Genomic DNA, 24,984 nt, shown 5'->3' with positions numbered 1-24,984 from the left:
CGGCCTTTTGGGTGCCGGGTTGTCGGGGAACGCCCGGCAGGAGGGAACGGCTGGAGATCGGGGGAGGATGGCTGCCGTTCTGATGATCAATACGCGGCCTGATCGGAGCGGATCACTGACCCGCCCCGAAAAAATCATCGGCGACGGCCGTCGACCGAAAGGGTGCCGGGGCCGGTTGCAGCGAGCAGCAGGAAGCCGCCAGCAAGACCGAGATTCTTGAGGAACTGCGTCATCTGGTTCTGATCGGCGAAGTCGAAATGCGCGACGACGGCCGAGGCGACGCAGAATGCAGCCAAGGCGTAGGCAGCAAGGCGTGTCTGAAAACCGACGAGAACGAAGATGCCGCCGATCAGTTCAACGGCGATCGTTGCCCAGGCGAACAAGAGCGGTGCCGGGAAACCGAGCGAACCAAGATATCCGGCAAATCCGGCCGGGCCACCAGCAAGCTTGCCATAGCCGCCGGCGATGAAAAGAAGCGCGAGGAAAACGCGCGCGACGAGTACGAGAGTGCTGTTGGGCATGGGAGGTCCTTGAGATGCGGTTCAGCCTCCAATGACAGAAGTTCAGATCCTAACATAGATGAACGAACAACGACAGATCGTATTCCTGAAGTGAACAATGGGCCGGACTAGCCGGGGCGCACCATGTCGGCGGGCTGAACCAGGCGGTCATAATCTTCCGCCGTGACCTTGCCGCTCTTGATGGCTTCTTCTTTCAGCGTCGTTCCGTTCTTGTGCGCAGCTTTGGCGATCGCGGCAGCAGCGTCATACCCAACGGTTGGAGCAAGCGCCGTGACCAGCATGAGCGAACGCCCGACGAGATCGGCGATATGATCGCGGTTGGCGGTGATGCCGGCAACGCAATTGTCGGCGAAGGAACGCATCGCATCCGTCAAAAGCCGGATCGAGCGCAGAACGTTGAAGGCGATGACGGGCTTGAACACGTTGAGTTCGAAATGGCCCTGGCTCGCGGCAAAACCAACAGCCGCATTGTTGCCGTGGATCTCCACCGCCACCATGGTCAGCGCTTCGGCCTGGGTTGGGTTGACCTTCCCCGGCATGATCGACGAGCCCGGCTCGTTCTCCGGCAGAGAGAGCTCGCCAAGACCGGACCGAGGGCCGGATCCCAAAAAACGGATATCGTTCGCGATCTTGAAGAGATCGCCGGCAAGCGCGGCCAGAGCGCCGTGGAAATGGGCGAGCGCGCCGTGGGATGCGAGCGCCTCGAACTTGTTCGGCGCGGTCCGGAACGGAAGGCCGGTCAGTTTTTCGACCTCGGCGGCAAAACGGGTGTCGAACCCTTCCGGTGCGTTGAGACCGGTGCCGACGGCGGTGCCGCCTTGCGCCAGAAGCATCACGTCATTGAGCGATGTCTCGATCTGGTGGCGGGCACGCACGAGTGCCGCATGGTAGCCGGAGAATTCCTGGCCCAGCGTCAGAGGCGTCGCATCCTGCGTATGGGTGCGGCCGATCTTCACGATATCGTCGAACTCGGCGGCCTTCGCACCGATCGCTCCGGCGAGATGGTCGAGTGCGGGAATGAGCGCCTTGCGCGTTTCCACAGCGGCGGCGATGTGCATGGCTGTCGGAAACGTATCGTTCGACGACTGGCTCATATTGACGTGGTCGTTCGGGTGAACCGGCGTCTTCGAGCCAAGCGTCCCGCCAAGCAGTTCGATCGCCCGGTTCGAGATCACCTCATTGGCGTTCATGTTGGACTGCGTGCCGGAACCGGTCTGCCAGACCACCAGGGGAAATTCGTCGTCGAGCTTGCCGGCGGCGACTTCGGCGGCGGCGCGCACTATTGTCTTGCCGATCGCCGGATCCAGCCGGCCAAGCGCCATGTTCGTCTCCGCCGCGGCCTGCTTGACGGTGCCGAGCGCGTGTACGAGAGGCGCAGGCATCCGCTCCCCGCCGATCTTGAAGTTCATGAGCGAGCGTTCGGTCTGCGCGCCCCAGTAACGGTCATTGGCAACGTCGATGGCGCCAAACGTGTCGGTTTCCGTGCGGGTGGCGGTCATGCCGTCTCCTTGTTGCTCATGACGTGGGCTTGTCTGGAGATGGGGGCAGGCGACAGGCATGACAACCGGAGAGGCTACTGAACGCCGGCTCAACTGCCGAAAAGCTGCTGGATCGTCTGCGTGATGGCGAGTGTGCAGATGACGACGCCGACGGCGCGCAGAAGGACTTTCTCCGGAATGTGGCGGACCATCCAGCCGGCGAGCGGCGCTGCCATCAGGCCACCGACGATCAGCCCGGCGATGGAGGCAAGATGGTTGGAAAGGTCGCCAGCATCCTCCCAATGGCCGGTGATGAGCGCGATGAGGAAGGCCAGCGACACCGAAAGGGTGATCAGGAACTCGCTCGCATTCACGGTGCCGATCACATAGCGCGGCGCGCCGCCGGCTCCCAGAAGGCCGGTCGTCACGATGGGCCCCCAGCCGCCACCGCCCGAGGCATCGAGAAAGCCACCCGTGAGGCCAAGCGGCGCCACCAGCTTGCCGCTGACCGGCTTGCTCGGAAGCTTGCGGAAGGAGCGAACGAAGATCCAGACGCCCAGCGCGGCCAGATAGGTGGTGATGAAGGGCTTGATCGCCGATCCGTCGATCGAGGTCAGCACATAGGCGCCGGTCACGCCGCCGATGATGCCGAACGGAGCGAGCCGGGCAAAAAGTTTCCAGTCGATGTTGCGGTGATAGAGGTGTGCGCTGCCAGACGCAGCGGTGGTGAAGAGTTCTGCAGCGTGGACCGATGCGGACACCTGGGCAGGCGGCAGACCAACGCCGAGCAGCACGGTGGAGGAGATGACACCATAAGCCATACCAAGCGCGCCATCGACTGCCTGGGCGAGGAAGCCGACGAGAGCGAAAGTGAAAAAGTCGAGCACCTGGTATCTCCAGCCTGAGGTCGCCGGACATTAGGGCTGCCGACCGCTTCCCGAAAGCACCACAATTGCGTCATCGCGGCATCGCGGCGAACAGCTTTGCGCCATGGACGTTCCCTGCGCAATCGCGGCTGGCGCTTTGCCGTGGACGGCGCGTTGTCGTTGCCGGGTCTGGCAATGGCTCAAGGAGAGACCACCTATGGCCTGACAGATCGTCCATGAAAAAAGCAAGGAGCTTCACCTGATGCGGCAGCTTTCAGATTTTCCGATCACCGAGCGGTGGCCGGCCACGCAACCCGATGCGATCCAACTCTATTCCTTCGCCACGCCCAACGGCGTCAAAGTATCGATCGCATTGGAGGAACTGGGGCTTCCTTACGAGGCACATCTGGTTCGCATCGGAAAGGATGATCAGAAGACGGACGCATTCCTGTCGCTCAACCCCAACGGCAAGATCCCCGCGATCATCGATCCGAACGGCCCTGGCGGCGAGCCGATCGGGCTTTTTGAATCGGGCGCAATCCTTCAGTATCTCGCCGAAAAGACCGGGAAGCTCCTGCCGCAGGATCCCGCGAGGCGCATCGAGACGCTGCAATGGGTTTACTTCCAGATGGGCGGCGTTGGGCCGATGTTCGGCCAGTTCGGGCATTTCTACAAATTCGCCGCCGACAAGGTGAAGGATCCTTATCCGGTCGAGCGCTACGGCAACGAAGCGCGACGTCTGTTGTCGGTGCTCGAAACCCGGCTCCAGTCCCGCACCTTCATGATGGACGACGATTACACCATCGCCGACATCGCACTCTTTCCCTGGGTCCGCACCCTCGACCTCTTCTACGAGGCAAAGGATCATCTGAAACTCGCGGAATTTCCGGCCGTTATGGCGTGGCTCGATCGCTGCATGAGTCGCCCCGCCAGCCAAACGGGCTTCAAGATCCCTGCTGCCGACTGACGCCGAGTTTTGCGTCTGCGGCCCGGTTTACACAATCATGGTAACACAATCGTAGGTAAGCGCAGGCCAGATAGCTGAGAGAGGGCAGGTGGGGCTGCCCTCCCATGGCTTCTGGGGGGCCGAAAGCCTATGATTGAGTTGATCGCCAAGGTCATCTTCGGTGTCAACGCGACGATGCTGTTGGTGCTCGCCGCCGTCTATTTCGTAGCGGGCTTCAGGCAACAGGAGCGTTATTGGACGTCCTGGTGGCTGTCGAGCCTTATTCTCGGCGTCGGTCTTGCGTCGTTCATCGTTCAGGATCTGCTGCCGCGAAGCATCGGGGTTCTGCTTCCCAACCTCATGCTCATTCTCGGGTTTGGTCTGCGCTGGCGGGCGGCGCGGGAATTCTCCGGCCGCGCCGTTTCCAATCTCGTCGTGATCGGGCCGGCTGCAGGTTTCCTCCTGCTTTGCCTTCTCCCGCCCTTCGTCAATGCTTACGGCATCGTCTACACGCTGGTGAACATCGCGCTGACGACGCTTGCCGTTCTCACCGCCTGGGAATTCTTTCGCGATCATCAGGACCGACTGTGGTCTCGATATGGTCTCGCATTCGCCTATTGCCTGATCAGCCTGTCCTTCGGCTTGCGCGTTGTGCAAGGCCTCGTCGAGGGCAGTTCGATGCTCAACACCGTGCCGCGGGATCTGGCTCTTCTCGCCCACCTCATCGTCTCCACGGTTTACATCACCGCATCCGGCACCTTTGCTCTGTCGTTGGCCTATGAGCGCAATGCCGCCGAACTGAAGAAGGCGGCTTCCCACGATTTCCTGACCGGGCTTCTCAACCGCGGCGCTTTCGAGCAGAAGTTGCGTGCCCGTTGCGCTGCCGGGGTCGCGAAGCCCTTTGCGCTTGCGCTTCTGGATATCGATCACTTCAAGGCGATCAACGACCAGCACGGACATGCGGCCGGTGATGCGGTACTGCGCACCTGCGCTCGTATCTTCCGGGACCACGCGCGCGAAGGCGATCTCGTTGCCCGTGTCGGGGGCGAGGAGTTCGCGCTTTTCTTCGAGGGGGCGAACACAAGTGACGCCGAGCGGCGCCTCTCACGCCTGATCGAAGCGATCGCCCAATGCACGATGGGCTACGGCGGACGCGCGATCCGGGTCACCGTCTCGGCCGGCATGCTCCATTGCGACGGTGCCGCCGACTTCGACACGGTCGTCGCTCAAGCGGACCGACTGCTTTACAAGGCCAAGAGCAACGGTCGCAATCGGGCCGAGACGCTCGCCGCCTGACGCCCGATCAACGGCTGAATGCGAAGAGCTTGGCGTCAGGATCCGGTTGACCGGCGATCTCGGCGGAAACGATTTCGGCGGCGATCTTGGAAAATGTGATCCCGTTGCCGCCGAACCCCATGACCGCGAAGGTGTGCTTCATCTCCGGCACGCGCCCGATGAGTGGCAAGCCGTCCTTCGTCGTGCCGAATGCCGCCGCCCAGGCGGCATCATGTGCGCCGATCTTCATGCCGAGCAAGGCTTCGATCTTCTTGGTGATTGTGGTGGTCTTGGTCTTGAGTTTCTTGGGATCGGCGAAGGCTTCGCCGTCGTCTTCGTCCTCCCCACCCACGATCAGTCGCTGGTCGCGGGTGGAGCGAAAATAGAGGTAGGGGTCGGAGCCCTCCCAGACGAGGTGGTCCGACAGCCAGTCCGGCAGCGTCAGCCCGGGAGCGGAAGCGAGCGCCCAGGTCGACACGACGTCGTGGTTCTGGCTGGCGAGCGTTTCGAGGAATTCGTATCCCGTGCAGAAGATGGCGTGTCCGGCTTCGATCAAACTACCGTCGCTGGTGGCGAGCACCACACCATCGCTCGTTTCGCGCAGGTCGGTGATCTCGATGCCTTCGACGAGCTCGGCACCCCGTTTGAAGGATTCACGCAAAAAGCCCGCAGCCATTTGTGCGGGATTGCCCGATGCGGATGCATCGCTGACGATGCCGGCCTCGCGATCCAGACCGAATTGTGCCGCGACCTCGTCGCGGTCGAGCAGTTCCGCGTCGAGGCCTGCTTTCTTGCGCGCGTCGTACTCCTTGGCGAGCGCATCGGCATCGAATTCGTCACCTGACAGATAAAGCGTCTTCTTGCGCTTCATGCTGCAGGATATGCCGCGTTCTTCCACGCGCTCGGCCAGCGCATCCACCGATGATGCCGAGCGGCGCCAGACGCGGTTTGCCTTCGCCGTTCCGATCATGCCGGACAGTTTGTGCAGCGGCACGTCGATCTCGTGTTGGATCATCGCGGTGGACGCCATCGTGCTGCCGTGGACGGCGCGCCTGCGGTCGATGACCAGGACCGACCGTTTTCCATCCGCGAGTGCGTCGGCCATCAGCGCGCCGCTGATGCCTGCCCCGACGATGACGACATCGAAGTGACGCACCGGCACAGCCTTGCGCGACATGAGCGTGATGCGCGGTGTCTGCGCCCACAAAGGTTCGGCCTCGCGCAGATCGCGTTGGCGCGTCAGAGTGTCGTCGGCCATGGAAAGGTTGCCCGGGAGAATGAGGAAGTATCGCCCACAATGGCCCGAGCCGCTTTTGGTTCCGGAAGGTCCCTGCGGCAAAATGGGAGCGCATGCACGCCCATGATATGGGCCATCGCGGCGACCGTTATCGGTGCCGCGATGGACGAAATTATGGGTAGATCAGGAGGCCTTTGCGAGCGAGGCGTTCGCCTCTTCGTCACGGGCGGATTTCAGCGCCTTGCCCCACCAGGCGAGTTGACCGAGCATCGTCTTGGCCGCATCGACGAGGTGCGCGAAATCCGAAATCTGCTTCTCGCCTTTGACGATGGCGAGATATTCCGGGAAGAGAATATGCGTGCCAGTCTTGACCGACGCCATTTCCATCTCGACGGCGATCTGGCGAAGCTGCTCGACCGCGCGCGCACCGCCAACGCCGCCATAACCGACGAATGCGACGGGCTTGCGGACCCACGCGCCGTGGTCGATCGCGTTTTTCAGAACCGCGGTCGGAGCGTGGTTGTACTCGGCGGCGGTGAAGATGTAGGCGTCGAATTCCTGAACCTTCGCCTTGAACCTGGCGGCCGTTTCGCTCTGTTCCGTGGTCGCTGCCGGATCGCCGTAGAAGGCCATCGGATAATCCTTCAGGTCGATCACTTCCACCTCGAAAGCGCCGTCCGATTTCGCCAGGTCCGCGATCCAGTGTGCCGGCTTTTCAGCGAAGCGGCCTTCGCGTGTGCTGCCGATGACGACGGCGAGTTTGAGCTTGCTCATTTCCAGTATCCTTAAGTGCGCTGGTAACCAATGGTGACTAGCTCTATATCTGTCACCTGAGGTCCATTCTTCAAGGAGGCACTTTGATGAAACCTGCTCACCCGGACGTAACCTGCGGGCAAGCCGTGGCGCCTTTCGAAGTATCGGATGCCTGCCGGCCGGTGAACGCGATCCTCTCCCGCATCGGCGACAAGTGGTCCGTGCTCGTGGTCAGTTATCTCGGCAATGGGACGATGCGGTTTTCCGAACTGAGGCGCGCAATCGACGGGATCTCGCAGAAGATGCTGACGACGACGCTTCGTGGCCTCGAACGCGATGGCTACGTGACCCGAGCAGTCACGCCGACGATCCCTCCGCGCGTGGATTACGCACTCACCGATCTCGGCCGCGAACTGCTCGTGCCGCTGCGTGCGCTCGGCGAATGGGCGGTTGCGAACCGGGAGCGCGTCGAGGCGGCGCAAGCGCGCTTCGATGCCGAGAATGTCGAAGCCTCCAGGATCCGTTTCGGCTGACACGGGGCCAAACGAAAAAGGGCGACCCGAAGGCCGCCCTTGTCCATTGATCGGCAGGTGATGCCGACACGCTTTAAAGCGTGTCTTACATCATGCCCATGCCGCCCATTCCGCCCATGTCCGGCATGCCGCCGCCACCGCCGTGGGAGTCCTTCTTCGGAGCTTCGGCGATCATGGCTTCTGTCGTGACGAGCAGGCCGGCAACCGAGGCTGCGTCCTGAAGTGCGGTGCGAACGACCTTGACCGGGTCGACGATACCCATGGCGATCATGTCGCCATATTCGCCGGTCTGGGCGTTGTAGCCATAGTTGTCGTCGTTCTTGTCGAGGATCTTGCCGACGACGATGGAAGCTTCTTCACCAGCGTTCTCGACGATCTGGCGGGCCGGAGCCTGCAGAGCGCGACGAACGATGTTGACGCCAGCGTCCTGGTCAGAGTTCTGACCCTTGACCGTGAGCGTGGACGAAGCGCGCAGGAGAGCGACGCCACCGCCAGGCACGATGCCTTCCTGGACAGCTGCACGCGTTGCGTTCAGCGCGTCGTCGATGCGGTCCTTGCGCTCCTTGACTTCGACTTCCGTCGAGCCGCCGACGCGGATGACAGCAACACCACCGGCGAGCTTGGCCAGGCGCTCCTGGAGCTTTTCGCGGTCGTAGTCCGAAGAGGTTTCTTCGATCTGCTGCTTGATCTGGGCAACACGGCCTTCGATTTCAGCCTTCTGGCCGGCACCGTCGACGATCGTCGTGTTTTCCTTGGTGATCGAGACCTTCTTGGCACGGCCGAGCATGTCGAGGGTAACATTCTCGAGCTTGATGCCGATGTCTTCGGAGATCACCTGGCCACCGGTCAGGATCGCGATGTCTTCGAGCATGGCCTTGCGGCGGTCGCCGAAGCCAGGCGCCTTGACGGCAGCGATCTTGAGGCCGCCACGCAGCTTGTTGACGACGAGCGTTGCAAGAGCTTCGCCTTCGACGTCTTCAGCGATGATGACGAGCGGCTTGCCCGACTGGACGACGGCTTCGAGAACCGGAAGCATCGCCTGCAGGTTGGACAGCTTCTTTTCGTGGAGAAGGATGTAGGCGTCGTCGAGTTCGGCGACCATCTTTTCCGGGTTGGTCACGAAGTAAGGCGACAGGTAGCCGCGGTCGAACTGCATGCCTTCGACGACTTCGAGTTCGGTTTCGGCGGTCTTGGCTTCTTCGACGGTGATGACGCCTTCGTTGCCGACGCGCTGCATGGCTTCAGCGATGTCTTCGCCGACCTGCTTGTCGCCATTGGCGGAGATGGTGCCGACCTGTGCGACTTCAGCCGAAGTGTTGATCGGCTTGGCAGCAGCTGCCAGCTTCTCGACGACTTCCTTGACAGCGAGATCGATGCCGCGCTTCAGGTCCATCGGGTTCATGCCGGCGGCAACGGCCTTGTTGCCTTCCTTGACGATGGCGGCAGCGAGAACGGTTGCAGTCGTGGTGCCGTCGCCGGCGACGTCGTTGGTCTTCGAAGCAACTTCGCGGACCATCTGGGCGCCCATGTTCTCGAACTTGTCTTCAAGTTCGATTTCCTTGGCGACCGACACGCCGTCCTTCGTGATGCGCGGTGCGCCGAAGGACTTTTCGATGACGACGTTGCGGCCCTTGGGACCCAGCGTGACCTTGACGGCATCAGCGAGGATGTCGACGCCGCGCAGCATGCGCTCACGCGCGCTGCGGCCAAATTTTACTTCCTTAGCAGCCATTGTAGAACTCCCGGGCTATGCCCTGATTGGATGCATTGAATGGGGTCGAATGGACGTCGGCTCAGCCGATGATGCCCATAATGTCGGCTTCCTTCATGATCAGAAGGTCTTCGCCGCCGATCTTGACTTCCGTGCCCGACCATTTGCCGAAGAGCACGCGATCGCCAACCTTGACGTCGAGCTCGACGAGCTTGCCGCTTTCGTCACGAGCGCCGGAGCCGACGGCGACGATTTCGCCTTCCTGCGGCTTTTCCTTGGCGGTGTCCGGAATGATGATTCCGCCTGCAGTCTTCTGTTCGGATTCGACGCGCTTGACGACGACGCGGTCGTGCAGCGGACGGAAATTGGTGCTTGCCATTGTCTTACCCTCGGTCGAATGACATGAGATTGCGCAGCCCATGCGAGGCCGCGCTGGGGAGTTAGCACTCACACTCGGGGAGTGCTAACTGGAGGCGGAGATAGGCGTGGCTTGAGGGACTGTCAAGGCATTTGCCGAGGCACGACGTATGAACTTCACGTCCCCGATCCCCCTTGTTTTCCCGTGCAGTCTGCGCGATGTCACCCGCGAGCCCATCGTTTCTCAGAGTTCACATTGCGGAGCATCATCGCCCCTATGGTTCAGCAAATCGAAAATCTCGCGAGCCTGCATCAGGCCTATGATGCGGTTTTGTCGGATGTGTGGGGCGTGCTGCACAATGGCGTCGTGGCATGGCCTGATGCCTGCGAGGCACTCAGCCGGGCGCGCGCGGACGGGCTTTCGGTCGTATTGATCACCAACTCGCCGCGCCCGCACAAGGAAGTCATCCTGCAGCTGGACGGCATCGGCGTGCCGCGGGGCGCCTATGATCGCATCGTGACGTCGGGCGATGTCACGCGAAAGCTCATCGAAGCCGGTCCGAAGAAGGTCTTCTTTCTCGGTCTCGATCGCGACCTGACGCTGCTCGAGGGCCTTGGCGTCGAAGTCGTAGACAAGGACGAGGCGCAGGCCGTGGTCTGCACCGGCCCCTATGACGACGAGACTGACAAGCCTGACGACTATCGCGACATGTTTGCGCCTTGGATCGAGCGCGGTGTACCGTTCATCTGCGCCAATCCGGACCTCATCGTGGAACGCGGCGACAGGCTTGTTCTCTGTGCGGGAGCGCTCGCAGCCGTCTACGCCGAGATGGGCGGCGAGACGCGCATCACCGGCAAGCCTTATCCCGCCATGTACGATGCCGCGCTGGCATTCGTTTCGGAACTGAAGCCCGATGTGGCCGCGCCGCGCGCGATCGCCATCGGCGATGGCCTGCCGACCGATGTGAAGGGCGCCCAGGATTACGGCCTCGACCTGCTCTATATCGCCAACGGCATCCATGCGCGCGACTACGCCGAGGCCGGGCGCATCGATGCGGGCCGGCTCGCTTCATTCTTGGAAGACAATTCCGCACGACCGCACTACTGGATGCCCGCGCTCGGATGAGGTGGGGCGGATGAACCGGAGCGGTCACGAACGAGCCTTCGTCACGGCGGTGCTGCGGCCGGGCGAGCCCGTCGCCTCCGCGCTGCATGGCGCGGTGGTTGCGATCGGCAATTTCGATGGCGTCCATCGGGGTCATCAGGCGGTGCTGTGCGAAGCGCTCGAAAAGGGCGCCGAACTGGGTTGCGCGACCATCGTGCTGACCTTCGAGCCGCATCCCCGCAGTTTCTTCAAGCCGGCAGAGCCGGTGTTTCGGCTGACGCCATCGCCGCTGCGCGCCAAGCTGCTGGAACTCGCCGGCTGCGACGGCGTGGTGGAATGCGCATTCGACAAGGACTTCGCAGCACAAACGGCGCAGGAATTCGTCGAGACAATCCTCGTCGATCAACTCGGCGCCCGCCATGTGGTCACCGGTCACGACTTCCATTTCGGCAAGGGCCGCCAAGGTGGACCGGCCTTTCTCGCAAGCGCCGGCGACAGGGCTGGCTTCGGTGTCACGCTCGTCGAGGCCTTCGCGGATGAGAACGGCGACATCGTTTCATCGAGCCGCATCCGATCGGCACTGGCCGAAGGCGACGTGACATTGGCTGCAGGCCTGCTCGGGTATCGGTTCCAGGTGGAGGGAACGGTGATCGGCGGCAAGCAGCTTGGCCGCACGCTCGGCTATCCGACCGCCAACATGGCCTTACCGCCGGAGGCGACGCTTGCGCCTGGCATTTATGCTGTGCGGTTCAGGCGAGCCGACGGGACGCTTTACGATGGTGTTGCAAGCTACGGGTACCGGCCAACGGTCACGTCGACGGGCGAGCCGCTGCTGGAAACCTACGTTTTCGATTTCTCAGGCGATCTCTATGGAGAGACCTGCTCAGTAACGCTGTTCGGCTATCTCCGTCCGGAATTGAAATTCGACGGGCTCGACGAACTGGTGGTGCAGATGCGCCGCGACGAGGAAGAGGCGCGGGCGCTTCTTTCATCGGTGCAACCGCTCGGGATCATCGACGAAGCTCTGAATTTTTGAGCCGGTAACCCTCTTTCAGAAAGCGCTTTATTCGCTGGGCTTCGCTTGATAGAAGCGGCGCCATGTCGAGCGATAATGCGCACAGATTGCTGCGAATTACGGGCCCGGCTTTTCGCGCGCACGCTTGAAAAGCGAAGCGCCGAAGGGCCGGGTAGCGCGGCATGCGTCTCTGCCTGAAGGGAAGCACCTTCACCATGGCGGCAGGCGTCGATCTTCCCAGTCTCGATCGAAAGACGGACAGCCGGATCCAGGCGACCGGCAACGCACGAAAAGCGGACATCATGAACGACCAGGCGACGACTAGCGCAGAAGCGATGGACTATTCCACGACGCTCTATCTGCCGCAGACCGAATTTCCCATGCGCGCGGGCCTTCCCCAGAAAGAGCCTGAACTTGTTAAGCGCTGGCAGGAGATGCAGCTTTACCGCAAGCTTCGCGAAGCGGGCGCAGGGCGCGACAAATTCGTGCTGCATGACGGCCCACCCTATGCCAACGGCAACATCCATATCGGCCATGCGCTGAACAAGATCCTGAAGGACGTGATCACGCGTTCGTTTCAGATGCGCGGGCGCGATGCCAACTACGTGCCCGGCTGGGACTGCCATGGCCTGCCGATCGAGTGGAAGATCGAGGAGCAATATCGCGCCAAGGGCCTCGACAAGGACAAGGTGCCGGTCAACGAGTTCCGCCAGGAATGCCGTGATTTCGCTGCGCACTGGATCGCGGTTCAGACGGAAGAGTTCAAGCGCCTCGGCATCGAGGGCGATTTCGATCAGCCCTATACGACGATGAACTTCCACGCCGAAGCGCGCATCGCCGGCGAGCTGATGAAGATCGCGAAGTCGGGCCAGCTTTACCGGGGCTCCAAGCCGATCATGTGGTCGGTCGTCGAGCGCACCGCGCTGGCAGAAGCGGAAGTCGAATACCAGGACTACGAGAGCGACACGGTCTGGGTGAAGTTCCCGATCATGCAGGCAGCGGCACCGGCCCGCACGGCGGTCGATGTCGGCGCCGATGGTCATCTGAAGGGTCCGTCCGAGGCCGAGATCGCCGACCGCGCGTCGGACTCGTCCGATCTCTTGGACGCTGCAATCGTCATCTGGACCACCACGCCCTGGACCATGCCCGGCAACCGGGCAATCTCCTATTCGTCGCGCGTCGCCTATGCGCTTTACGAAGTGGCGGCAGCCGAGAACGATTTCGGGCCGCAGCCGGGCGACAAGGTGGTGTTCGCCGAAACGCTGGCCGAGGATTGCGCCGCCAAGGCAAAGATCACCCTGACGAAGCTGCGCCCGGTCTCCGCCGCCGAGCTTGAAGGCACGGTCTGCGCACATCCTCTGAAGGGCTTCGGCGGTGGTTATGAATTCGCCGTGCCGCTTCTGGCCGGCGATCACGTCACCGATGATGCGGGTACGGGCTTCGTTCACACCGCCCCCGGCCATGGCCGCGAAGACTTTGACGTGTGGATGGACCACGCCCGTGCACTCGAAGCGCGCGGCATCTCCTCAAAGATCCCGTTTACCGTCGACGATGGCGGCTTCTACACGGTTGACGCACCGGGCTTCGGGCCTGAAGCGGAAGGCGGCGCGGCCCGCGTCATCGACGACAAGGGCAAGAAGGGCGATGCCAACAAGCGCGTGATCGAGGCGCTGATCGCCGCGAACAACCTTTTTGCGCGCGGCCGGCTGAAGCACACCTATCCGCATTCCTGGCGCTCCAAGAAGCCGGTGATCTTCCGCAACACGCCGCAATGGTTCGTCCACATGGACAAAGCGTACGAGGATGGCTCGACGCTGCGCACCCGTGCCGTCTCCGCCATCGACCAGACCCGTTTCGTGCCGGGCGCCGGCCAGAACCGCCTGCGCGCCATGATCGAGGATCGTCCGGACTGGGTGCTATCCCGTCAGCGCGCCTGGGGCGTACCGATCGCGATCTTCGCCGACGACCAGGGCGAAATCCTCGTCGACGATGAGGTCAACGCCCGCATCCTCGAAGCCTTCGAGGCGGAAGGTGCCGACGCCTGGTTCGCCGAAGGCGCCAAGGAACGCTTCCTCGGCAACGATCACGATCATGACCGCTGGCACCTCGTGAAAGATATTCTCGACGTGTGGTTCGATTCCGGATCGACCCACAGCTTCACGCTCGAGGATCGCCCGGATCTGAAGTGGCCAGCCGATGTCTATCTCGAAGGTTCCGACCAGCACCGGGGCTGGTTCCATTCCTCGCTGCTCGAAAGCTGCGCCACGCGTGGTCGCGCCCCCTACGACACCGTCGTCACCCATGGTTTTACCATGGACGAGAAGGGCGAGAAGATGTCGAAGTCGAAGGGCAACACCGTCACCCCGCAGGAGGTGATGAGCCAGTCGGGCGCCGATATTCTCCGGCTTTGGGTGATGACCACGGATTACGGCGAGGACCAGCGTCTCGGCAAGGCGATCATTCAGACCAACATCGATGCCTACCGCAAGCTGCGCAACTCCATCCGCTGGATGCTCGGCACGCTCGCCCATGACGAGAGCGAGGATGTCGCGCTGCACGACATGCCGGAACTGGAGCGGTTGATGTTGCACCGGCTGACGGAACTCGATCGCGTGGTGCGCAAGGGCTACGACGATTTCGATTTCAAGCGCATCTCGCGCGCGCTGATCGATTTCGCCAATGTGGAACTGTCGGCTTTCTATTTCGACATCCGCAAGGACGCGCTCTATTGCGACGCGCCGTCGAGCCTGCGCCGCAAGGCATCGCTGCACGTCATCCGCCAGATCTTCGACTGCCTGGTGACCTGGATGGCGCCGATGCTGCCCTTCACGATGGAAGAGGCGTGGCTGTCGCGCGATCCGTCCAAGACATCGGTGCATCTGGAGCAGTTCCCGCGGCTTGCCGTCGACTGGGAAAACGAGGTGCTTGCCGCCAAGTGGAAGAAGATCCGCACCGTCCGCCGCGTCGTCACCGGCGCACTGGAAGTGGAGCGCCGCGAGAAGCGCATCGGCTCGTCGCTCGAAGCCGCACCTGTCGTCTATGTCGACGAGCCCGCGCTTTTGAACGCGCTCGACGGCCTCGATTTCTCCGAGATCTGCATCACGTCGGGCATCGAGCTCGTTGCAGGTGAGGGACCGGACGACGCGTTCCGCCTGGATGATGTGGCGAGCGTTGCGGTCGTGCCGCGCGAGGCGAGCGGGCGCAAATGCGCGCGCTCCTGGCGCATCACCGACGATGTCGGTTCCGATCCTGCCTATCCGGATGTGTCGGCGCGCGATGCGGCGGCGCTGAAGGAACTGGCGCAACTCGGCCGCCTCTAGGGGCGGCCGGATTGCTCAAGCATTAACTATTCGCTATGACCGTGCCCGGAAATGGTCGGATTCTTGACGCATGGGCGAGCTTTGAGTTTCACGGCCGATAAGGCGGGGAAAGATCCTGATGACAATGGGAATGCATGTGCGATTGGCCATGAGGGCCGCGATGCTGGGCGGTGTGGCCATGGCGCTTTCGGGCTGTCTCGGCAGCCCGACCTACGGCACCGGCACGGATGCGACCACGCAGTTTCTCAACGATATCGGCGACGTTGCGTCCATTCGTCCCCAGCAGGGCGGCGATATCGCCTATCAGCCAAGGCCCGATCTGGTGCAGCCGACCGACACGTCGGCGCTGCCGGCGCCGCAGACTGCCCTGTCGCGGACCCAGGCCTGGCCGGAATCGCCCGAGGAAACCCGCGCGCGCCTGCGGGCCGAAGCCGATCTCTCGGGCGGTACCGGCAGCTTCAGTTCTCCACTCGCCCAGCGCGAAGTCGGCGGCGGTCGTGGGCGTGAGGCGCCCAATCCTCGCCGTGGCCCCGTTGGTGGCCCTGTCGGACTTCCGAGCGGGCTTTCGGGTGCGGAAGCACAGGCCGATTACCGCGCCCGCCAGGAGATCGCGCGCTCTGCCGATCCCACAACGCGCAACTTCCTGTCTGAGCCGCCGCTCGAATATCGCCAGCCGATCGCGACCGCCCCCGTGGGCGATATGGGCGAATCGGAGCGGACGAAGGAGCGCCGGCGTCTGCAGGAAGCGCAGCGCGGGCAGTCCCTGCGGCAGCGGTGGCTGCCGTTCTAATCGGAGCGCCGTAAGGCTATCGCTTGAGCGCGAAGAACTCCTTGAGGATGCGTGCGGCGCTGGCTTCGCCGATCCCGGCATAAACGTCGGGAGCGTGGTGGCAGGTCGGCTGGTCGAAGAAGCGGCCGCCACTGATCACGGCGCCCCCTTTCGGATCTGAAGCGCCGAAATAGAGCCGTCTGATGCGCGCGAAGGAAATCGCCGCTGCGCACATGGCGCAAGGCTCGAGCGTCACGTAGAGATCGCAGTCTGAAAGCCGTTCGCTGTCGAGGACACGGGCAGCGGCGCGAATGGCGGCAATCTCGGCATGGGCCGTCACGTCGCGCAACTCGCGCGTGCGATTGCCCTCCTGAGCGACGATGGTGCCTTCATGCACGATAACGGCGCCGACCGGCACTTCGCCGCGCTGACCGGCCGCTTCCGCAGCAGCCAGCGCGTGGTCCATGAATGTCGGGCGCTCTTGTCCAGCCATTTTTCTCTTAATCCAGATCGGGCAACCTGATAGGAAAGCGCCCGACAAAAGGCAAATCTCACAATGAGCTTCAAAGACAAACCCAAGGGCAAGGGCGGCGCGGCCCCCCGTTCAAAGCCGCCGGTTCGCGACAGGAAAGCCAAGCCCGCAGCGGCAAGCGTGGCCGAAACGGGCGCAGCGACTGCGCCTGCCGAACCCGAGCGCATCTCCAAGCTTCTCGCCCGCGCCGGCATCGCCTCGCGGCGTGATGTGGAGCGCATGATTGCCGAGGGGCGCGTTCGGCTGAACGGCAAGGTCCTCGACACGCCGGCGATCAACGCCACCTTCGCCGATGCGATCGAAGTCGATGGCGAAGCCGTCAACGGCATCGAGCGCACGCGGCTTTGGCTCTACCACAAGCCGGCCGGCCTCGTGACGACCAATCGCGATCCGGAAGGCCGTCCGACCGTTTTCGAACGGCTCCCGAAGGCGCTGCCGCGGGTCATGTCCATCGGGCGTCTCGACATCAACACCGAAGGCCTGCTGCTGCTCACCAATGACGGCGGTCTTGCCCGCGTTCTGGAGTTGCCGACGACCGGCTGGCTGCGCCGCTACCGCGTGCGCGCCCATGGCGACATCAGTCAGGAAAAGCTCGACACGCTGAAAGACGGGATCGCCGTGGAAGGCGTGCTCTACGGCGGGATCGAGGCGACGCTCGACCGCCAGCAGGGGGCCAATGTCTGGATCACGATGGGGCTGCGCGAGGGCAAAAATCGCGAGATCAAGAACGTGCTCGGCGCGCTCGGCCTCGATGTCAACCGCCTGATCCGCATCTCCTATGGCCCGTTCCAGTTGCAGGATCTGCCGGAAGGCCAGGTCGTGGAAGTGCGCGGCCGCATGCTGCGCGATCAGCTTGGACCGCGCCTCATCGAAGAAGCCGGTGCGGATTTTGATGCACCCATTGTGCACCAGACCGATGGTGCCGATGAAGCCGACGACAGCAGGCAGAAAGCAGGCGCGAAGCCGAAGCCCTTCGGCGAAAAGCCGGCGGAACGGAACGAGCGGCTGCGCGGCCGTCTCGACACCAAGCGCGAGGCGCCCGCCTGGAGCAAGGACGAATCGCGGAGCAGGGACGCTTCCCGCAGTAAAGATGGGCCCCGTGGGAAAGACGGGCCCCGCAGCAAGGATGGTCCCCGTGGCAAGGACGCTGGCGGCAGGGATGGGCCGCGCAAGCCGGTGACGCCGCAGGTGCGTCGATCGAGCAATGTCTGGATCGCGGCCGGCGCGCGGCCGATGGGCCCGAAGCGCGCCGCAGAGAAGGAAGATGCCGATCGCCGCCAGGCCGAGCGCGACGCCAAGCGGGAGTCGCGTGGAGATCGGGCAGGCGCTCGCCCCCGTCGCGAAAGCGGCGATGCGAGTGCGCGTCCCACGCGAGGCGCGAAGCCCGCATTCGCCGGATCCGATCGCGCACGAAGCGATGCGCCGCGCGATGGCGAACGTCCGCGCAGGGACGAACGCCCGCGCCGTGCCGATCGTCCGGAAGGATCGGTCGCTGCCAGAGGCCCTGGCGCGAGAGGCGCAGGCGCCCGTACGGAAGGCAGCCGATCGCCATCGACCGGCGAAGGCCGGCCGAGAAGTCAGGGGCGCAGCGCACCGAGCAGTGCATCGGAAAAACCAGCCGGGCGTGGTCCGCGTCCTGCAGGTGGTCCAGGCAAGCCGGCAGGGGCTGGTCGCAGCTTCGGGGAGAAGCCGGGTGCTGGTGGCCGTCCTTCGGGTGGCAGGCCTGCAGGTGCCAACAAAGCACGAGATGGCAAGCCCAGAGACGGCAAGCCGGGCGGTACGAGACCGGGCGGCAAGCCGAGAGATGGCAAGCCGGGTGGTGGCCCACGCGGTGCGGGCGGATCGAAAGGACCTGGCAATGCGGATCGTCGGCGGTGAATTCGGCGGCCGGGCACTGAAGGCGCCCCGTACCGACGCCATTCGCCCGACCAGCGACCGGACCCGTGAAAGCCTGTTCAACATTCTCGCCCACGCCTATCCGGGCGCGGTCGAAGGCGCGCGCGTGCTGGAACTCTTCGCAGGCACCGGCGCCGTCGGGCTCGAAGCCCTATCGCGCGGGGCGTCATCAGCAATCTTCGTGGAGCAATCGGTCGAGGGCCGCGCCCTGATCCAGGCCAACATCGAGGCCTTCGGCCTGATGGGCCGCACCAAGATTTTCAGGCGCAACGCCACGGCGCTCGGCGCCTGCCGGAACCTCGAGCCTTACAGCTTCATCTTCGCCGATCCGCCCTACGGCAAGGGGCTCGGGGAGGCCGCGTTGAACGGCGCGGCGGCGGACGGATGGATCGCCGACGGTGCGCTCGTGCTGCTCGAGGAACGGTCCGATCAGAGCCCCGAATTGGCTCGTTCATTTTTTCCTCTTGAATCCCGTGTATTCGGAGAAACGAGCATCCATTTCTATCGTTACGAGCCGGGACGAAACGGATCATGAGCATCGTCAACGAGCCATCAGCGATGACGCTTGACATGCGGCGTCGGACCTCCGAGCCGACGGTTGCCGTCGCGTTTGGCGGTGGTGGCGCGCGTGGGATTGCGCACATCCATGTCGTGCAGGCCCTGAACGACCTGGACATTCAGCCGGTCGCAATTTCCGGAGCATCGATCGGCGCGATCATTGGTTCGGCCATGGCAGCCGGTATGCGTGGCCGCGAAATCAGCGAATTTGCGCTCGCCACCGTCGGTAACTGGTCGGAAGTGGCAAGCCGCCTGTGGAAGATGCGCCCGCAGACGATCGCCGAAATGTTTCGCCGCAAGCGTGGCCAGTTCGGCCAGTTCGACATCGAGCGCATTCTCCATGGCTTCCTGCCGCAGGCGATCCCGCAGGATTTCGCCGACCTGCAGATACCGACCAAGATCGTTGTTACCGACTACTATGCCCAGTGCGAGCGGATCTGCGACACCGGTGATCTCTACAATGCCATCGGTGCCTCAGCTGCCATTCCCGCCGTCTTTCGCCCGGTCGTACGCGGCGGACGCGTGCTGATCGATGGCGGCATCTACAATCCTGTGCCCTACGATCATCTGCTGGGTCTTGCCGACATCGTCATTGCCATCGATGTCACGGGTGGCCCTTGCGGCAACGAAACCCGTATCCCGTCGCGTGTCGACGCGATTTTCGGTGCAAACCAGCTGATGATGCAGTCGATCATCTCGATGAAACTGAAGGCTTGCCCGCCGGATATCTTCCTGCGGCCTGATGTCAGCCGGTTCCGTGTGCTCGATTTCCCCCGGGTCGCGGAGATACTGGCCGCTTCGGCGCCGGTGCGCGATCAGCTGAAATTTGCTCTCGACGAGGCTTTCGAGAGCCATGCGAAGGCCCGCCGCGGCCATTGATCGCGGCAGGCCTGATCGCCTCAGGCGGCGAACACGGCGTCCATGTCGGCAAAGCCCTTGAATTCGAGCGCGTTGCCCGACGGGTCACGAATGAAAAGCGTCGCCTGTTCTCCCGGCTGGCCCTCGAAACGGATCTGCGGCTCCAGGAGCCAGTCGATGCCGTCCGCGCCCTTCAGCCTCTCGGCGAGCGCCCGCCATTCGTCCATCGTCAGCACGGCGCCGAAATGCGGGATGGGCACAGCCTTGCCGTCGACCGTGCCACTGCCTTCGGCACCGGTGTCGCGCGCCGACGGACGCACATGGCCCGACATCTGATGGCCGAAGAGATCGAAATCGATCCAGGTCTCCGATTCGCGGCCGATCGCGCAGCCGAGCACGTCGCGATAGAAACTGCGCGTCTCCTCGATATCGCGGATCGGAAAGGCGAGATGAAAGGGCCCGGCCATGAATGCTCTCCTCGAGATGAAAAACCGACGGCCTGTCTATGCGGTTCGTGGCGCGTTGAACAGGGAGCTGGCGCCTTGATGCGTTGCAGCAGGCGCAATACATGAGAGAGGCGGTTCGCCGTACCGCCATTTCCGCCCGCCAAGTCCTGCCGCACACAAGCTGCCGGGATCGCACAACGCTTCAGGAGTTCCGATGATCGATACCAGCGCGCTGGAAAGAGAAGCCGCAAGGCTGGTCGAACTGGCCAAGAGCGCCGGTGCGGATGCGGCAGACGCGGTCGTGGCGCGCGGACGCTCAAAATCGGTGTCGGTAAGGCTCGGCAAGGTCGAGGGCACGAACGCTGCCGAAAGCGACGATTTCTCGCTCCGGGTCTTCGTCGGCAAGAAGGTCGCGAGCGTCTCAGCAGGCCCTGGTGCGGATCTGGCGGAACTTGCCGAGCGCGCGGTTGCCATGGCCCGCGTGTCGCCGGAAGATGCCTATGCGGGCCTCGCCGATCCTGAAAGCCTCGCCCATGAGATCCTTGATCTCGATCGCTTCGATCCGACGGAAATCTCTGCGAGCGAACTGACCGAAGCGGCGCTGGCCGCGGAGGCGGCAGCACTCGCCGTTGACGGTGTCAGCAACTCGTCCGGCGCCGGTGCATCGGCCGGCATGGGCGGCATGGTGCTCGTCACCTCGCACGGGTTCTCGGGTTCCTTCATGGCCACGCGCTTCGGCCGCTCCGTCAGCGTCATCGCCGGCGAAGGCACCAAGATGGAGCGCGATTACGATTTCGACAGCCGGCTCTTCGCCGCCGAACTTGATAGCCCCGAGACCATCGGGAAGCGGGCCGGCGAGCGGACTGTTCGCCGAGTGGGACCGCGCCAGGCCGAGACCGGTCGCAACATAACCGTCGTCTTCGATCCGCGTGTGGCACGAGGCTTCGTTGGTCATGTGGCGAGCGCCATCAATGGCGCATCCGTCGCGCGCAAGACGAGCTTCCTGCGCGACAAGATGGGCCAGCAGGTCATGAAGGCCGGTACCGTGATCACGGACGATCCACTAATCCATCGTGGTCCTGCGTCGCAGCCATTCGACGGCGAGGGCGTGCGTGGTCAACGGATGACGATGATCGACGATGGCGTGCTGGCAAACTGGTTTCTCTCCAGCTCGACGGCACGCGAACTCGGCCTCAAGACCAACGGGCGCGGCGTGCGCAGCGGCAGCATCGTCAACCCTGGCTCCACAAACCTTGCGCTGGAGCCAGGAGGCATGTCGCCGGAAGACATGATCCGCCAGATCGGCACCGGCTTCTACGTCACCGAACTCATCGGCCACGGCGTCGACATGCTGACCGGCGAATATAGCCGCGGGGCCAGCGGCTTCTGGATCGAGAATGGCGAGATCGCTTATCCGGTCGCGGAAGTCACCATCGCCTCGAACCTGAAGGACATGTTCATGCGGCTGACGCCCGCCAATGACATCGACCGCAAGTTCGGGACCGCCGCTCCCACGATCGCAATCGAAGGAATGACGCTTGCCGGCCGATGATGCCCGCGATGCCGCCACCTGGACGGCCGATCTCGACCTGATCTTTGGTGCGGCCGAGGAGGCGGGGCGCATCGCCATGCGCCATTTCCGCAATGCGCCGGATGTCTGGTACAAGAACGGCGGAACCTCGCCGGTTTCGGCCGCAGACATGGCGGTGGACAGCTTTCTGAAGGACGCACTGCTTGGAGCACGACCCGATTACGGCTGGCTGTCGGAAGAAACGGTGGATGCCGCCGATCGACTGACGCATCGCAACGTCTTCGTCGTCGATCCGATCGACGGCACGCGCGCTTTCATCGAAGGCATGGATACCTGGTGCGTCTCCATAGCGATCGTGTCCGACGGCACTCCGGTGGCCGGCGTTCTGGTCGCACCGGCGCTGGCGGAGACCTACTCCGCATCGCAGGCGGGCCAGGCGCGCAAGAACGGTCAGGTGATGGTCGGCACTGCAGTGGATGCAGGCCAACCCTTGCGGTTCGCTGCGCCCAAGCCGCTGGTCGAGGGCCTGTCAGAGCGCCTCGGGCGCAACGTTTCGCGCATGCCGCACATCCCCTCGCTCGCTTATCGTCTGGCCATGGTGGCAGATGGCCGGCTGGATGCGACGCTCGTCAGCGCCAAGGCGCGTGATTGGGATATCGCTGCGGCCGATCTCATTCTGTCGCGTGTCGGCGGTCAGGTGATGACGCTTTCGGCCGAAACGATCGCCTATAATCGCGCCGAGACCGACCATGGCATCCTCGTCGCAGGTCAGGCAGCGCTGATGCCGGGCCTTGCGCATGCTGTGGCTGCACTCCACGCGCCGGCCGCCGAGCATTGACCTTTACGGCGAATTGTTCGAAACCGCTTTGGATTTCCGATCTATCGAAGGAACCGCCCAATGTCTGAAGCAGGACAGAAACAGCTTCTCCACCTGGTTTTCGGCGGCGAACTCGCCACGTTGAAGGAAGTGAAGTTCCGCGATCTCGACAAGCTCGACATCGTCGGCATCTTCCCCGACTACCAGTCGGCGTTGGCTGCCTGGAAGTCGAAGGCACAGCTGACGGTCGACAACGCGCACATGCGCTATTTCATCGTGCACATGCACAGGCTGCTCGATCCGGAGACCGATATCGTCACCGCAGTCAAATCGACGATCTGAAGCCGTTACCTTGCCGGTTCCCGACAATCAGCGCGTGGACCCTGCCGTGTCCTCTGGGAACGGCAGGCGGGTAACGCCGCCTGAACGAAGGCTCGGTCGCCGGATCCTGTCCTCGCCGGTTTTCCAGGCGGTCGCCGCGCGCGTTCTGCACGGCATCTTGTGGTTCATCTACAAGACCAACCGTCCCGTGGCGTCGTCCGAAGATCTCGCGATGATCGCAAAAAGCGACGGTCCGCTGATCATCGCACTTTGGCACGGACAGCAATCGCTCGTGCAGTTCACGCGTCCCGAAAACGAGAAAGTTGCGAGCCTCGTCTCCCGTAGCGTCGATGCGGAAATCAACGCGCGGGTGATCCTGCTTGCCGGCAACGAAGTGGTGCGCGGTTCAGGCGGACGCGAGCGCGAAGCAGCAAGCCGCAAGGGCGGAGCGCAGGCGTTGATCGCGCTGCGCAACGCGCTGCGGCGCGGGCGGCACGTGGTGATGATCGCCGATATCTCGAAAGGTGCCCCGCGCCAGGCGGGCGAGGGCGTTGTGCGGCTCGCCAAGGTCAGCGGTCGGCCGATTGTTCCGCTGGCGCTGGCAACGAGCCGCTATCATGTGGTCGAGAAGGCCTGGGACAAGATGACCATAAATCTGCCGTTCGGACGGCGTTGTCTGCGAATCGGCGCGCCCATCCATGTGGGGCCGGATGCAGGTCCGGACGAGTTGGAGGCCGCGCGCCAGAAAGTGACGGCCGAATTGAACCGGGTGACGGCGGCGGCGTACGAAGCGGCGGAGGCAGGCAGATGAGCGGAGGCTGGGCACGTGTCGTGCTGACCGGCTATCGCCTTGCCGGTGCAGCCGTTTATCCCTTCATCGGCGGCTATATCTCCATGCGCGCCGCGCGCGGCAAGGAAGAGCGTTCGCGCCGCCGGGAACGCTATGGCTACGCCAGTGCGCCCCGTCCGGAAGGCCCACTTGTCTGGTTCCATGCGGCGAGCGTCGGCGAAACCATGGCGGTCATTCCGCTCATCGAAGCGGTCGCCGAACGCGGCATCTCCATCGTCCTGACGACAGGCACGGTCACGTCGGCGACCATCGCGCGCGACCGGCTCGATCCGGCGATCCATCACCAATATGTGCCGCTCGACCTGCGCCCGGCCATCCGCCGGTTCCTCGATCACTGGCGACCGGACGTGGCGATCTTCGCCGAGTCCGAGATCTGGCCCATGACGATCCTGGAGCTTGGCGCGCGCCGGATCCCGCAGATCCTCGTCAATGGTCGGTTGTCCGACAAATCCTTCGAGCGCTGGAAGCGCCGCAGTTCGCTTGCCGAAGCGCTGTTCGAGCACTTCTCTCACGTGATCGCGCGCACCGACATCGATGCGGAACGGTTTCGCCAGCTCGGCGCCAGGCCTGTTACCATCTCGGGCAATCTGAAGGTCGATACGAACGCCCCGCCCTATGATCCGAATGAACTGGCCGAGGTTCAGGCGCAGGTCGGCGATCGGGCGACGTGGGCGGCGATCTCGACATTTGACGGCGAGGAGGCGCTCGCCGCCGATGCCCATGAGTTTGTGCGTCCTCACGTCAATGCATTGACGATCATCGTGCCGCGGCACCCTGAACGCGGCGACGCGGTGGAGGCGATGCTGGTTCAGCGGGGGCTCAAGGTCGCGCGTCGGTCGCGCGGCGACGTCATCGACGCGACGACGGACGTGTTCCTCGGCGACACGATCGGCGAGATGGGGCTTTATCTCCGCCTGACGGAAGTCGTCTTCGTCGGACGTTCTTTGACCGGCGAAGGTGGGCAGAACCCGCTCGAGCCGGCCATGCTGGGCGCGGCGGTTCTGTCCGGTCGCAACGTGCAGAATTTCCGCGAAACCTATCAGAAGCTTTTGAAGAATGGCGGCGGCCGCATCGTTCGCGACGGCGACATGCTGTCCAAGGCCGTGCATTATCTTCTGACCAACGACAAGGTCCGCCAGGACATGATCAAGGCCGGCCAGCGGACGGTCCATGACATGCGTGGAGCGCTCGCCCTCACGATCCGGGCGCTGGAACCCTATATCAGCCCGCTTGCGGTCAAGGCGCGGCTGCAGACCTACGAGATGGAACGACAAGAGGAGTGACGGACC

The 24,984-nt window shown here is 63.4% G+C and carries 24 protein-coding genes; 15 read left to right on the top strand and 9 right to left on the bottom strand.

Features of this window, described 5'->3' with window-relative positions:
• Positions 1 to 134: 134 nt before the first annotated feature.
• The 3 genes from D5400_RS18870 to D5400_RS18860 all read right to left on the bottom strand — a co-directional run bounded on the left by D5400_RS18870 (position 135) and on the right by D5400_RS18860 (position 2,886).
• Entirely contained in the window at positions 135 to 521 is a 387-nt protein-coding gene (locus D5400_RS18870; RefSeq protein ID WP_126011669.1) for a DoxX family protein, read from the bottom strand.
• Between the two features lie 107 nt (positions 522 to 628).
• Positions 629 to 2,020, bottom strand: coding sequence for a class II fumarate hydratase (gene fumC, locus D5400_RS18865; protein ID WP_126011667.1), 1,392 nt, complete (start codon positions 2,018 to 2,020; stop codon positions 629 to 631).
• 89 nt (positions 2,021 to 2,109) lie between these two features.
• Positions 2,110 to 2,886 (bottom strand): sulfite exporter TauE/SafE family protein, encoded by a 777-nt coding sequence (locus D5400_RS18860; protein WP_126011665.1) that lies wholly within the window; start codon positions 2,884 to 2,886, stop codon positions 2,110 to 2,112.
• A 241-nt stretch (positions 2,887 to 3,127) separates the two neighbouring features.
• On the opposite strand from D5400_RS18860, the gene D5400_RS18855 reads away from it, so the two are divergent.
• Positions 3,128 to 3,832: a glutathione binding-like protein gene (locus D5400_RS18855; RefSeq protein WP_126011663.1), complete on the top strand. Its 705-nt coding sequence runs from the start codon at positions 3,128 to 3,130 to the stop codon at positions 3,830 to 3,832.
• A gap of 129 nt (positions 3,833 to 3,961) precedes the next feature.
• Positions 3,962 to 5,107 (top strand): GGDEF domain-containing protein, encoded by a 1,146-nt coding sequence (locus tag D5400_RS18850; RefSeq protein WP_126011661.1) that lies wholly within the window; start codon positions 3,962 to 3,964, stop codon positions 5,105 to 5,107.
• 7 nt (positions 5,108 to 5,114) lie between these two features.
• Here D5400_RS18850 and D5400_RS18845 read toward each other — a convergent pair whose 3' ends face one another.
• Together D5400_RS18845 and D5400_RS18840 are read right to left on the bottom strand one after the other, a co-directional pair.
• Positions 5,115 to 6,344: an NAD(P)/FAD-dependent oxidoreductase gene (locus tag D5400_RS18845; protein WP_126011659.1), complete on the bottom strand. Its 1,230-nt coding sequence runs from the start codon at positions 6,342 to 6,344 to the stop codon at positions 5,115 to 5,117.
• Positions 6,345 to 6,506: 162 nt separating this feature from the next.
• The gene (locus D5400_RS18840) at positions 6,507 to 7,097 is read right to left on the bottom strand and encodes an NADPH-dependent FMN reductase (protein ID WP_126011657.1); all 591 of its coding nucleotides are present in this window, start codon (positions 7,095 to 7,097) and stop codon (positions 6,507 to 6,509) included.
• An 86-nt stretch (positions 7,098 to 7,183) separates the two neighbouring features.
• Here D5400_RS18840 and D5400_RS18835 point away from each other — a divergent pair, with 86 nt between their 5' ends.
• On the top strand, positions 7,184 to 7,609 hold the full coding sequence (locus D5400_RS18835) for a winged helix-turn-helix transcriptional regulator (protein ID WP_126011655.1): 426 nt from the start codon (positions 7,184 to 7,186) through the stop codon (positions 7,607 to 7,609).
• Positions 7,610 to 7,694: 85 nt separating this feature from the next.
• On the opposite strand, the gene groL is transcribed toward D5400_RS18835, so the two are convergent.
• Both groL and groES read right to left on the bottom strand, forming a co-directional pair.
• Positions 7,695 to 9,341 carry a chaperonin GroEL gene (gene groL / locus D5400_RS18830; RefSeq protein ID WP_126011653.1) on the bottom strand — a complete coding sequence of 549 codons (1,647 nt, stop codon included), beginning with the start codon at positions 9,339 to 9,341 and terminating at the stop codon, positions 7,695 to 7,697.
• 61 nt (positions 9,342 to 9,402) lie between these two features.
• Positions 9,403 to 9,699 (bottom strand): co-chaperone GroES, encoded by a 297-nt coding sequence (gene groES, locus D5400_RS18825; RefSeq protein WP_126011651.1) that lies wholly within the window; start codon positions 9,697 to 9,699, stop codon positions 9,403 to 9,405.
• A gap of 255 nt (positions 9,700 to 9,954) precedes the next feature.
• On the opposite strand from groES, the gene D5400_RS18820 reads away from it, so the two are divergent.
• From D5400_RS18820 to D5400_RS18805, 4 genes are all read left to right on the top strand, one after another.
• On the top strand, positions 9,955 to 10,803 hold the full coding sequence (locus D5400_RS18820; RefSeq protein ID WP_126011649.1) for a TIGR01459 family HAD-type hydrolase: 849 nt from the start codon (positions 9,955 to 9,957) through the stop codon (positions 10,801 to 10,803).
• A gap of 10 nt (positions 10,804 to 10,813) precedes the next feature.
• Positions 10,814 to 11,818 carry a bifunctional riboflavin kinase/FAD synthetase gene (locus D5400_RS18815; protein ID WP_126011647.1) on the top strand — a complete coding sequence of 335 codons (1,005 nt, stop codon included), beginning with the start codon at positions 10,814 to 10,816 and terminating at the stop codon, positions 11,816 to 11,818.
• Positions 11,819 to 12,099: 281 nt separating this feature from the next.
• Entirely contained in the window at positions 12,100 to 15,117 is a 3,018-nt protein-coding gene (ileS, locus tag D5400_RS18810) for an isoleucine--tRNA ligase (protein WP_126013585.1), read from the top strand.
• Between the two features lie 160 nt (positions 15,118 to 15,277).
• Positions 15,278 to 15,907, top strand: coding sequence for a hypothetical protein (locus D5400_RS18805; protein WP_164527958.1), 630 nt, complete (start codon positions 15,278 to 15,280; stop codon positions 15,905 to 15,907).
• Between the two features lie 16 nt (positions 15,908 to 15,923).
• Here the strand turns inward: D5400_RS18805 and D5400_RS18800 are convergent, their stop codons facing one another.
• Positions 15,924 to 16,379, bottom strand: a complete 456-nt coding sequence (locus tag D5400_RS18800; RefSeq protein ID WP_126011643.1) for a nucleoside deaminase — start codon at positions 16,377 to 16,379, stop codon at positions 15,924 to 15,926.
• Positions 16,380 to 16,442: 63 nt separating this feature from the next.
• On the opposite strand from D5400_RS18800, the gene D5400_RS18795 reads away from it, so the two are divergent.
• Genes D5400_RS18795 through D5400_RS18785 form a run of 3 tightly spaced genes read left to right on the top strand, consistent with a single transcriptional unit; the run spans position 16,443 to position 19,751 of the window.
• Complete coding sequence (locus tag D5400_RS18795; protein ID WP_126011641.1) at positions 16,443 to 18,296, top strand: pseudouridine synthase; 1,854 nt, start codon at positions 16,443 to 16,445, stop codon at positions 18,294 to 18,296.
• Positions 18,277 to 18,849: a 16S rRNA (guanine(966)-N(2))-methyltransferase RsmD gene (gene rsmD, locus D5400_RS18790; RefSeq protein WP_126011639.1), complete on the top strand. Its 573-nt coding sequence runs from the start codon at positions 18,277 to 18,279 to the stop codon at positions 18,847 to 18,849. The genes D5400_RS18795 and rsmD overlap by 20 nt, the downstream gene beginning before the upstream one ends.
• The gene (locus tag D5400_RS18785) at positions 18,846 to 19,751 is read left to right on the top strand and encodes a patatin-like phospholipase family protein (protein WP_245451361.1); all 906 of its coding nucleotides are present in this window, start codon (positions 18,846 to 18,848) and stop codon (positions 19,749 to 19,751) included. Before rsmD ends, D5400_RS18785 begins: the two co-directional genes overlap by 4 nt.
• Before the next feature lie 20 nt (positions 19,752 to 19,771).
• On the opposite strand, the gene D5400_RS18780 is transcribed toward D5400_RS18785, so the two are convergent.
• The gene (locus D5400_RS18780; protein WP_126011637.1) at positions 19,772 to 20,197 is read right to left on the bottom strand and encodes a VOC family protein; all 426 of its coding nucleotides are present in this window, start codon (positions 20,195 to 20,197) and stop codon (positions 19,772 to 19,774) included.
• A 193-nt stretch (positions 20,198 to 20,390) separates the two neighbouring features.
• Between D5400_RS18780 and D5400_RS18775 the strand changes: the two genes are divergently transcribed.
• The 5 genes from D5400_RS18775 to waaA are packed head-to-tail and all read left to right on the top strand — an operon-like array spanning position 20,391 to position 24,978.
• Positions 20,391 to 21,728 (top strand): TldD/PmbA family protein, encoded by a 1,338-nt coding sequence (locus D5400_RS18775; protein ID WP_126011635.1) that lies wholly within the window; start codon positions 20,391 to 20,393, stop codon positions 21,726 to 21,728.
• Positions 21,715 to 22,545, top strand: a complete 831-nt coding sequence (locus D5400_RS18770; protein WP_245451360.1) for a 3'(2'),5'-bisphosphate nucleotidase CysQ — start codon at positions 21,715 to 21,717, stop codon at positions 22,543 to 22,545. The genes D5400_RS18775 and D5400_RS18770 overlap by 14 nt, the downstream gene beginning before the upstream one ends.
• A 60-nt stretch (positions 22,546 to 22,605) precedes the next feature.
• Positions 22,606 to 22,866, top strand: a complete 261-nt coding sequence (locus tag D5400_RS18765) for a DUF4170 domain-containing protein (RefSeq protein ID WP_126011633.1) — start codon at positions 22,606 to 22,608, stop codon at positions 22,864 to 22,866.
• A 46-nt stretch (positions 22,867 to 22,912) separates the two neighbouring features.
• Positions 22,913 to 23,656 (top strand): lysophospholipid acyltransferase family protein, encoded by a 744-nt coding sequence (locus D5400_RS18760; RefSeq protein WP_245451359.1) that lies wholly within the window; start codon positions 22,913 to 22,915, stop codon positions 23,654 to 23,656.
• Positions 23,653 to 24,978: a lipid IV(A) 3-deoxy-D-manno-octulosonic acid transferase gene (gene waaA, locus D5400_RS18755; RefSeq protein WP_126011631.1), complete on the top strand. Its 1,326-nt coding sequence runs from the start codon at positions 23,653 to 23,655 to the stop codon at positions 24,976 to 24,978. The genes D5400_RS18760 and waaA overlap by 4 nt, the downstream gene beginning before the upstream one ends.
• Positions 24,979 to 24,984 lie beyond the last annotated feature (6 nt).

The organism is Georhizobium profundi (assembly GCF_003952725.1).
Lineage (GTDB): Bacteria > Pseudomonadota > Alphaproteobacteria > Rhizobiales > Rhizobiaceae > Georhizobium > Georhizobium profundi.
The sequence above is the reverse complement of the archived record's forward strand: the minus strand, read 5'-3'. Positions and strand labels throughout refer to the sequence as shown.

Excerpts from the sequence above, each read along its gene's own strand:
- D5400_RS18870 (WP_126011669.1), bottom strand. The coding sequence starts at position 521 with ATGCCCAACAGCACTCTCGTACTCGTCGCGCGCGTTTTCCTCGCGCTT.
- fumC (WP_126011667.1), bottom strand. The coding sequence starts at position 2,020 with ATGACCGCCACCCGCACGGAAACCGACACGTTTGGCGCCATCGACGTT.
- D5400_RS18855 (WP_126011663.1), top strand. The coding sequence starts at position 3,128 with ATGCGGCAGCTTTCAGATTTTCCGATCACCGAGCGGTGGCCGGCCACG.
- D5400_RS18850 (WP_126011661.1), top strand. The coding sequence starts at position 3,962 with ATGATTGAGTTGATCGCCAAGGTCATCTTCGGTGTCAACGCGACGATG.
- D5400_RS18845 (WP_126011659.1), bottom strand. The coding sequence starts at position 6,344 with ATGGCCGACGACACTCTGACGCGCCAACGCGATCTGCGCGAGGCCGAA.
- D5400_RS18840 (WP_126011657.1), bottom strand. The coding sequence starts at position 7,097 with ATGAGCAAGCTCAAACTCGCCGTCGTCATCGGCAGCACACGCGAAGGC.
- D5400_RS18835 (WP_126011655.1), top strand. The coding sequence starts at position 7,184 with ATGAAACCTGCTCACCCGGACGTAACCTGCGGGCAAGCCGTGGCGCCT.
- groL (WP_126011653.1), bottom strand. The coding sequence starts at position 9,341 with ATGGCTGCTAAGGAAGTAAAATTTGGCCGCAGCGCGCGTGAGCGCATG.
- groES (WP_126011651.1), bottom strand. The coding sequence starts at position 9,699 with ATGGCAAGCACCAATTTCCGTCCGCTGCACGACCGCGTCGTCGTCAAG.
- D5400_RS18820 (WP_126011649.1), top strand. The coding sequence starts at position 9,955 with ATGGTTCAGCAAATCGAAAATCTCGCGAGCCTGCATCAGGCCTATGAT.
- D5400_RS18815 (WP_126011647.1), top strand. The coding sequence starts at position 10,814 with ATGAACCGGAGCGGTCACGAACGAGCCTTCGTCACGGCGGTGCTGCGG.
- ileS (WP_126013585.1), top strand. The coding sequence starts at position 12,100 with ATGAACGACCAGGCGACGACTAGCGCAGAAGCGATGGACTATTCCACG.
- D5400_RS18805 (WP_164527958.1), top strand. The coding sequence starts at position 15,278 with ATGCTGGGCGGTGTGGCCATGGCGCTTTCGGGCTGTCTCGGCAGCCCG.
- D5400_RS18800 (WP_126011643.1), bottom strand. The coding sequence starts at position 16,379 with ATGGCTGGACAAGAGCGCCCGACATTCATGGACCACGCGCTGGCTGCT.
- D5400_RS18795 (WP_126011641.1), top strand. The coding sequence starts at position 16,443 with ATGAGCTTCAAAGACAAACCCAAGGGCAAGGGCGGCGCGGCCCCCCGT.
- rsmD (WP_126011639.1), top strand. The coding sequence starts at position 18,277 with ATGCGGATCGTCGGCGGTGAATTCGGCGGCCGGGCACTGAAGGCGCCC.
- D5400_RS18785 (WP_245451361.1), top strand. The coding sequence starts at position 18,846 with ATGAGCATCGTCAACGAGCCATCAGCGATGACGCTTGACATGCGGCGT.
- D5400_RS18780 (WP_126011637.1), bottom strand. The coding sequence starts at position 20,197 with ATGGCCGGGCCCTTTCATCTCGCCTTTCCGATCCGCGATATCGAGGAG.
- D5400_RS18775 (WP_126011635.1), top strand. The coding sequence starts at position 20,391 with ATGATCGATACCAGCGCGCTGGAAAGAGAAGCCGCAAGGCTGGTCGAA.
- D5400_RS18765 (WP_126011633.1), top strand. The coding sequence starts at position 22,606 with ATGTCTGAAGCAGGACAGAAACAGCTTCTCCACCTGGTTTTCGGCGGC.
- waaA (WP_126011631.1), top strand. The coding sequence starts at position 23,653 with ATGAGCGGAGGCTGGGCACGTGTCGTGCTGACCGGCTATCGCCTTGCC.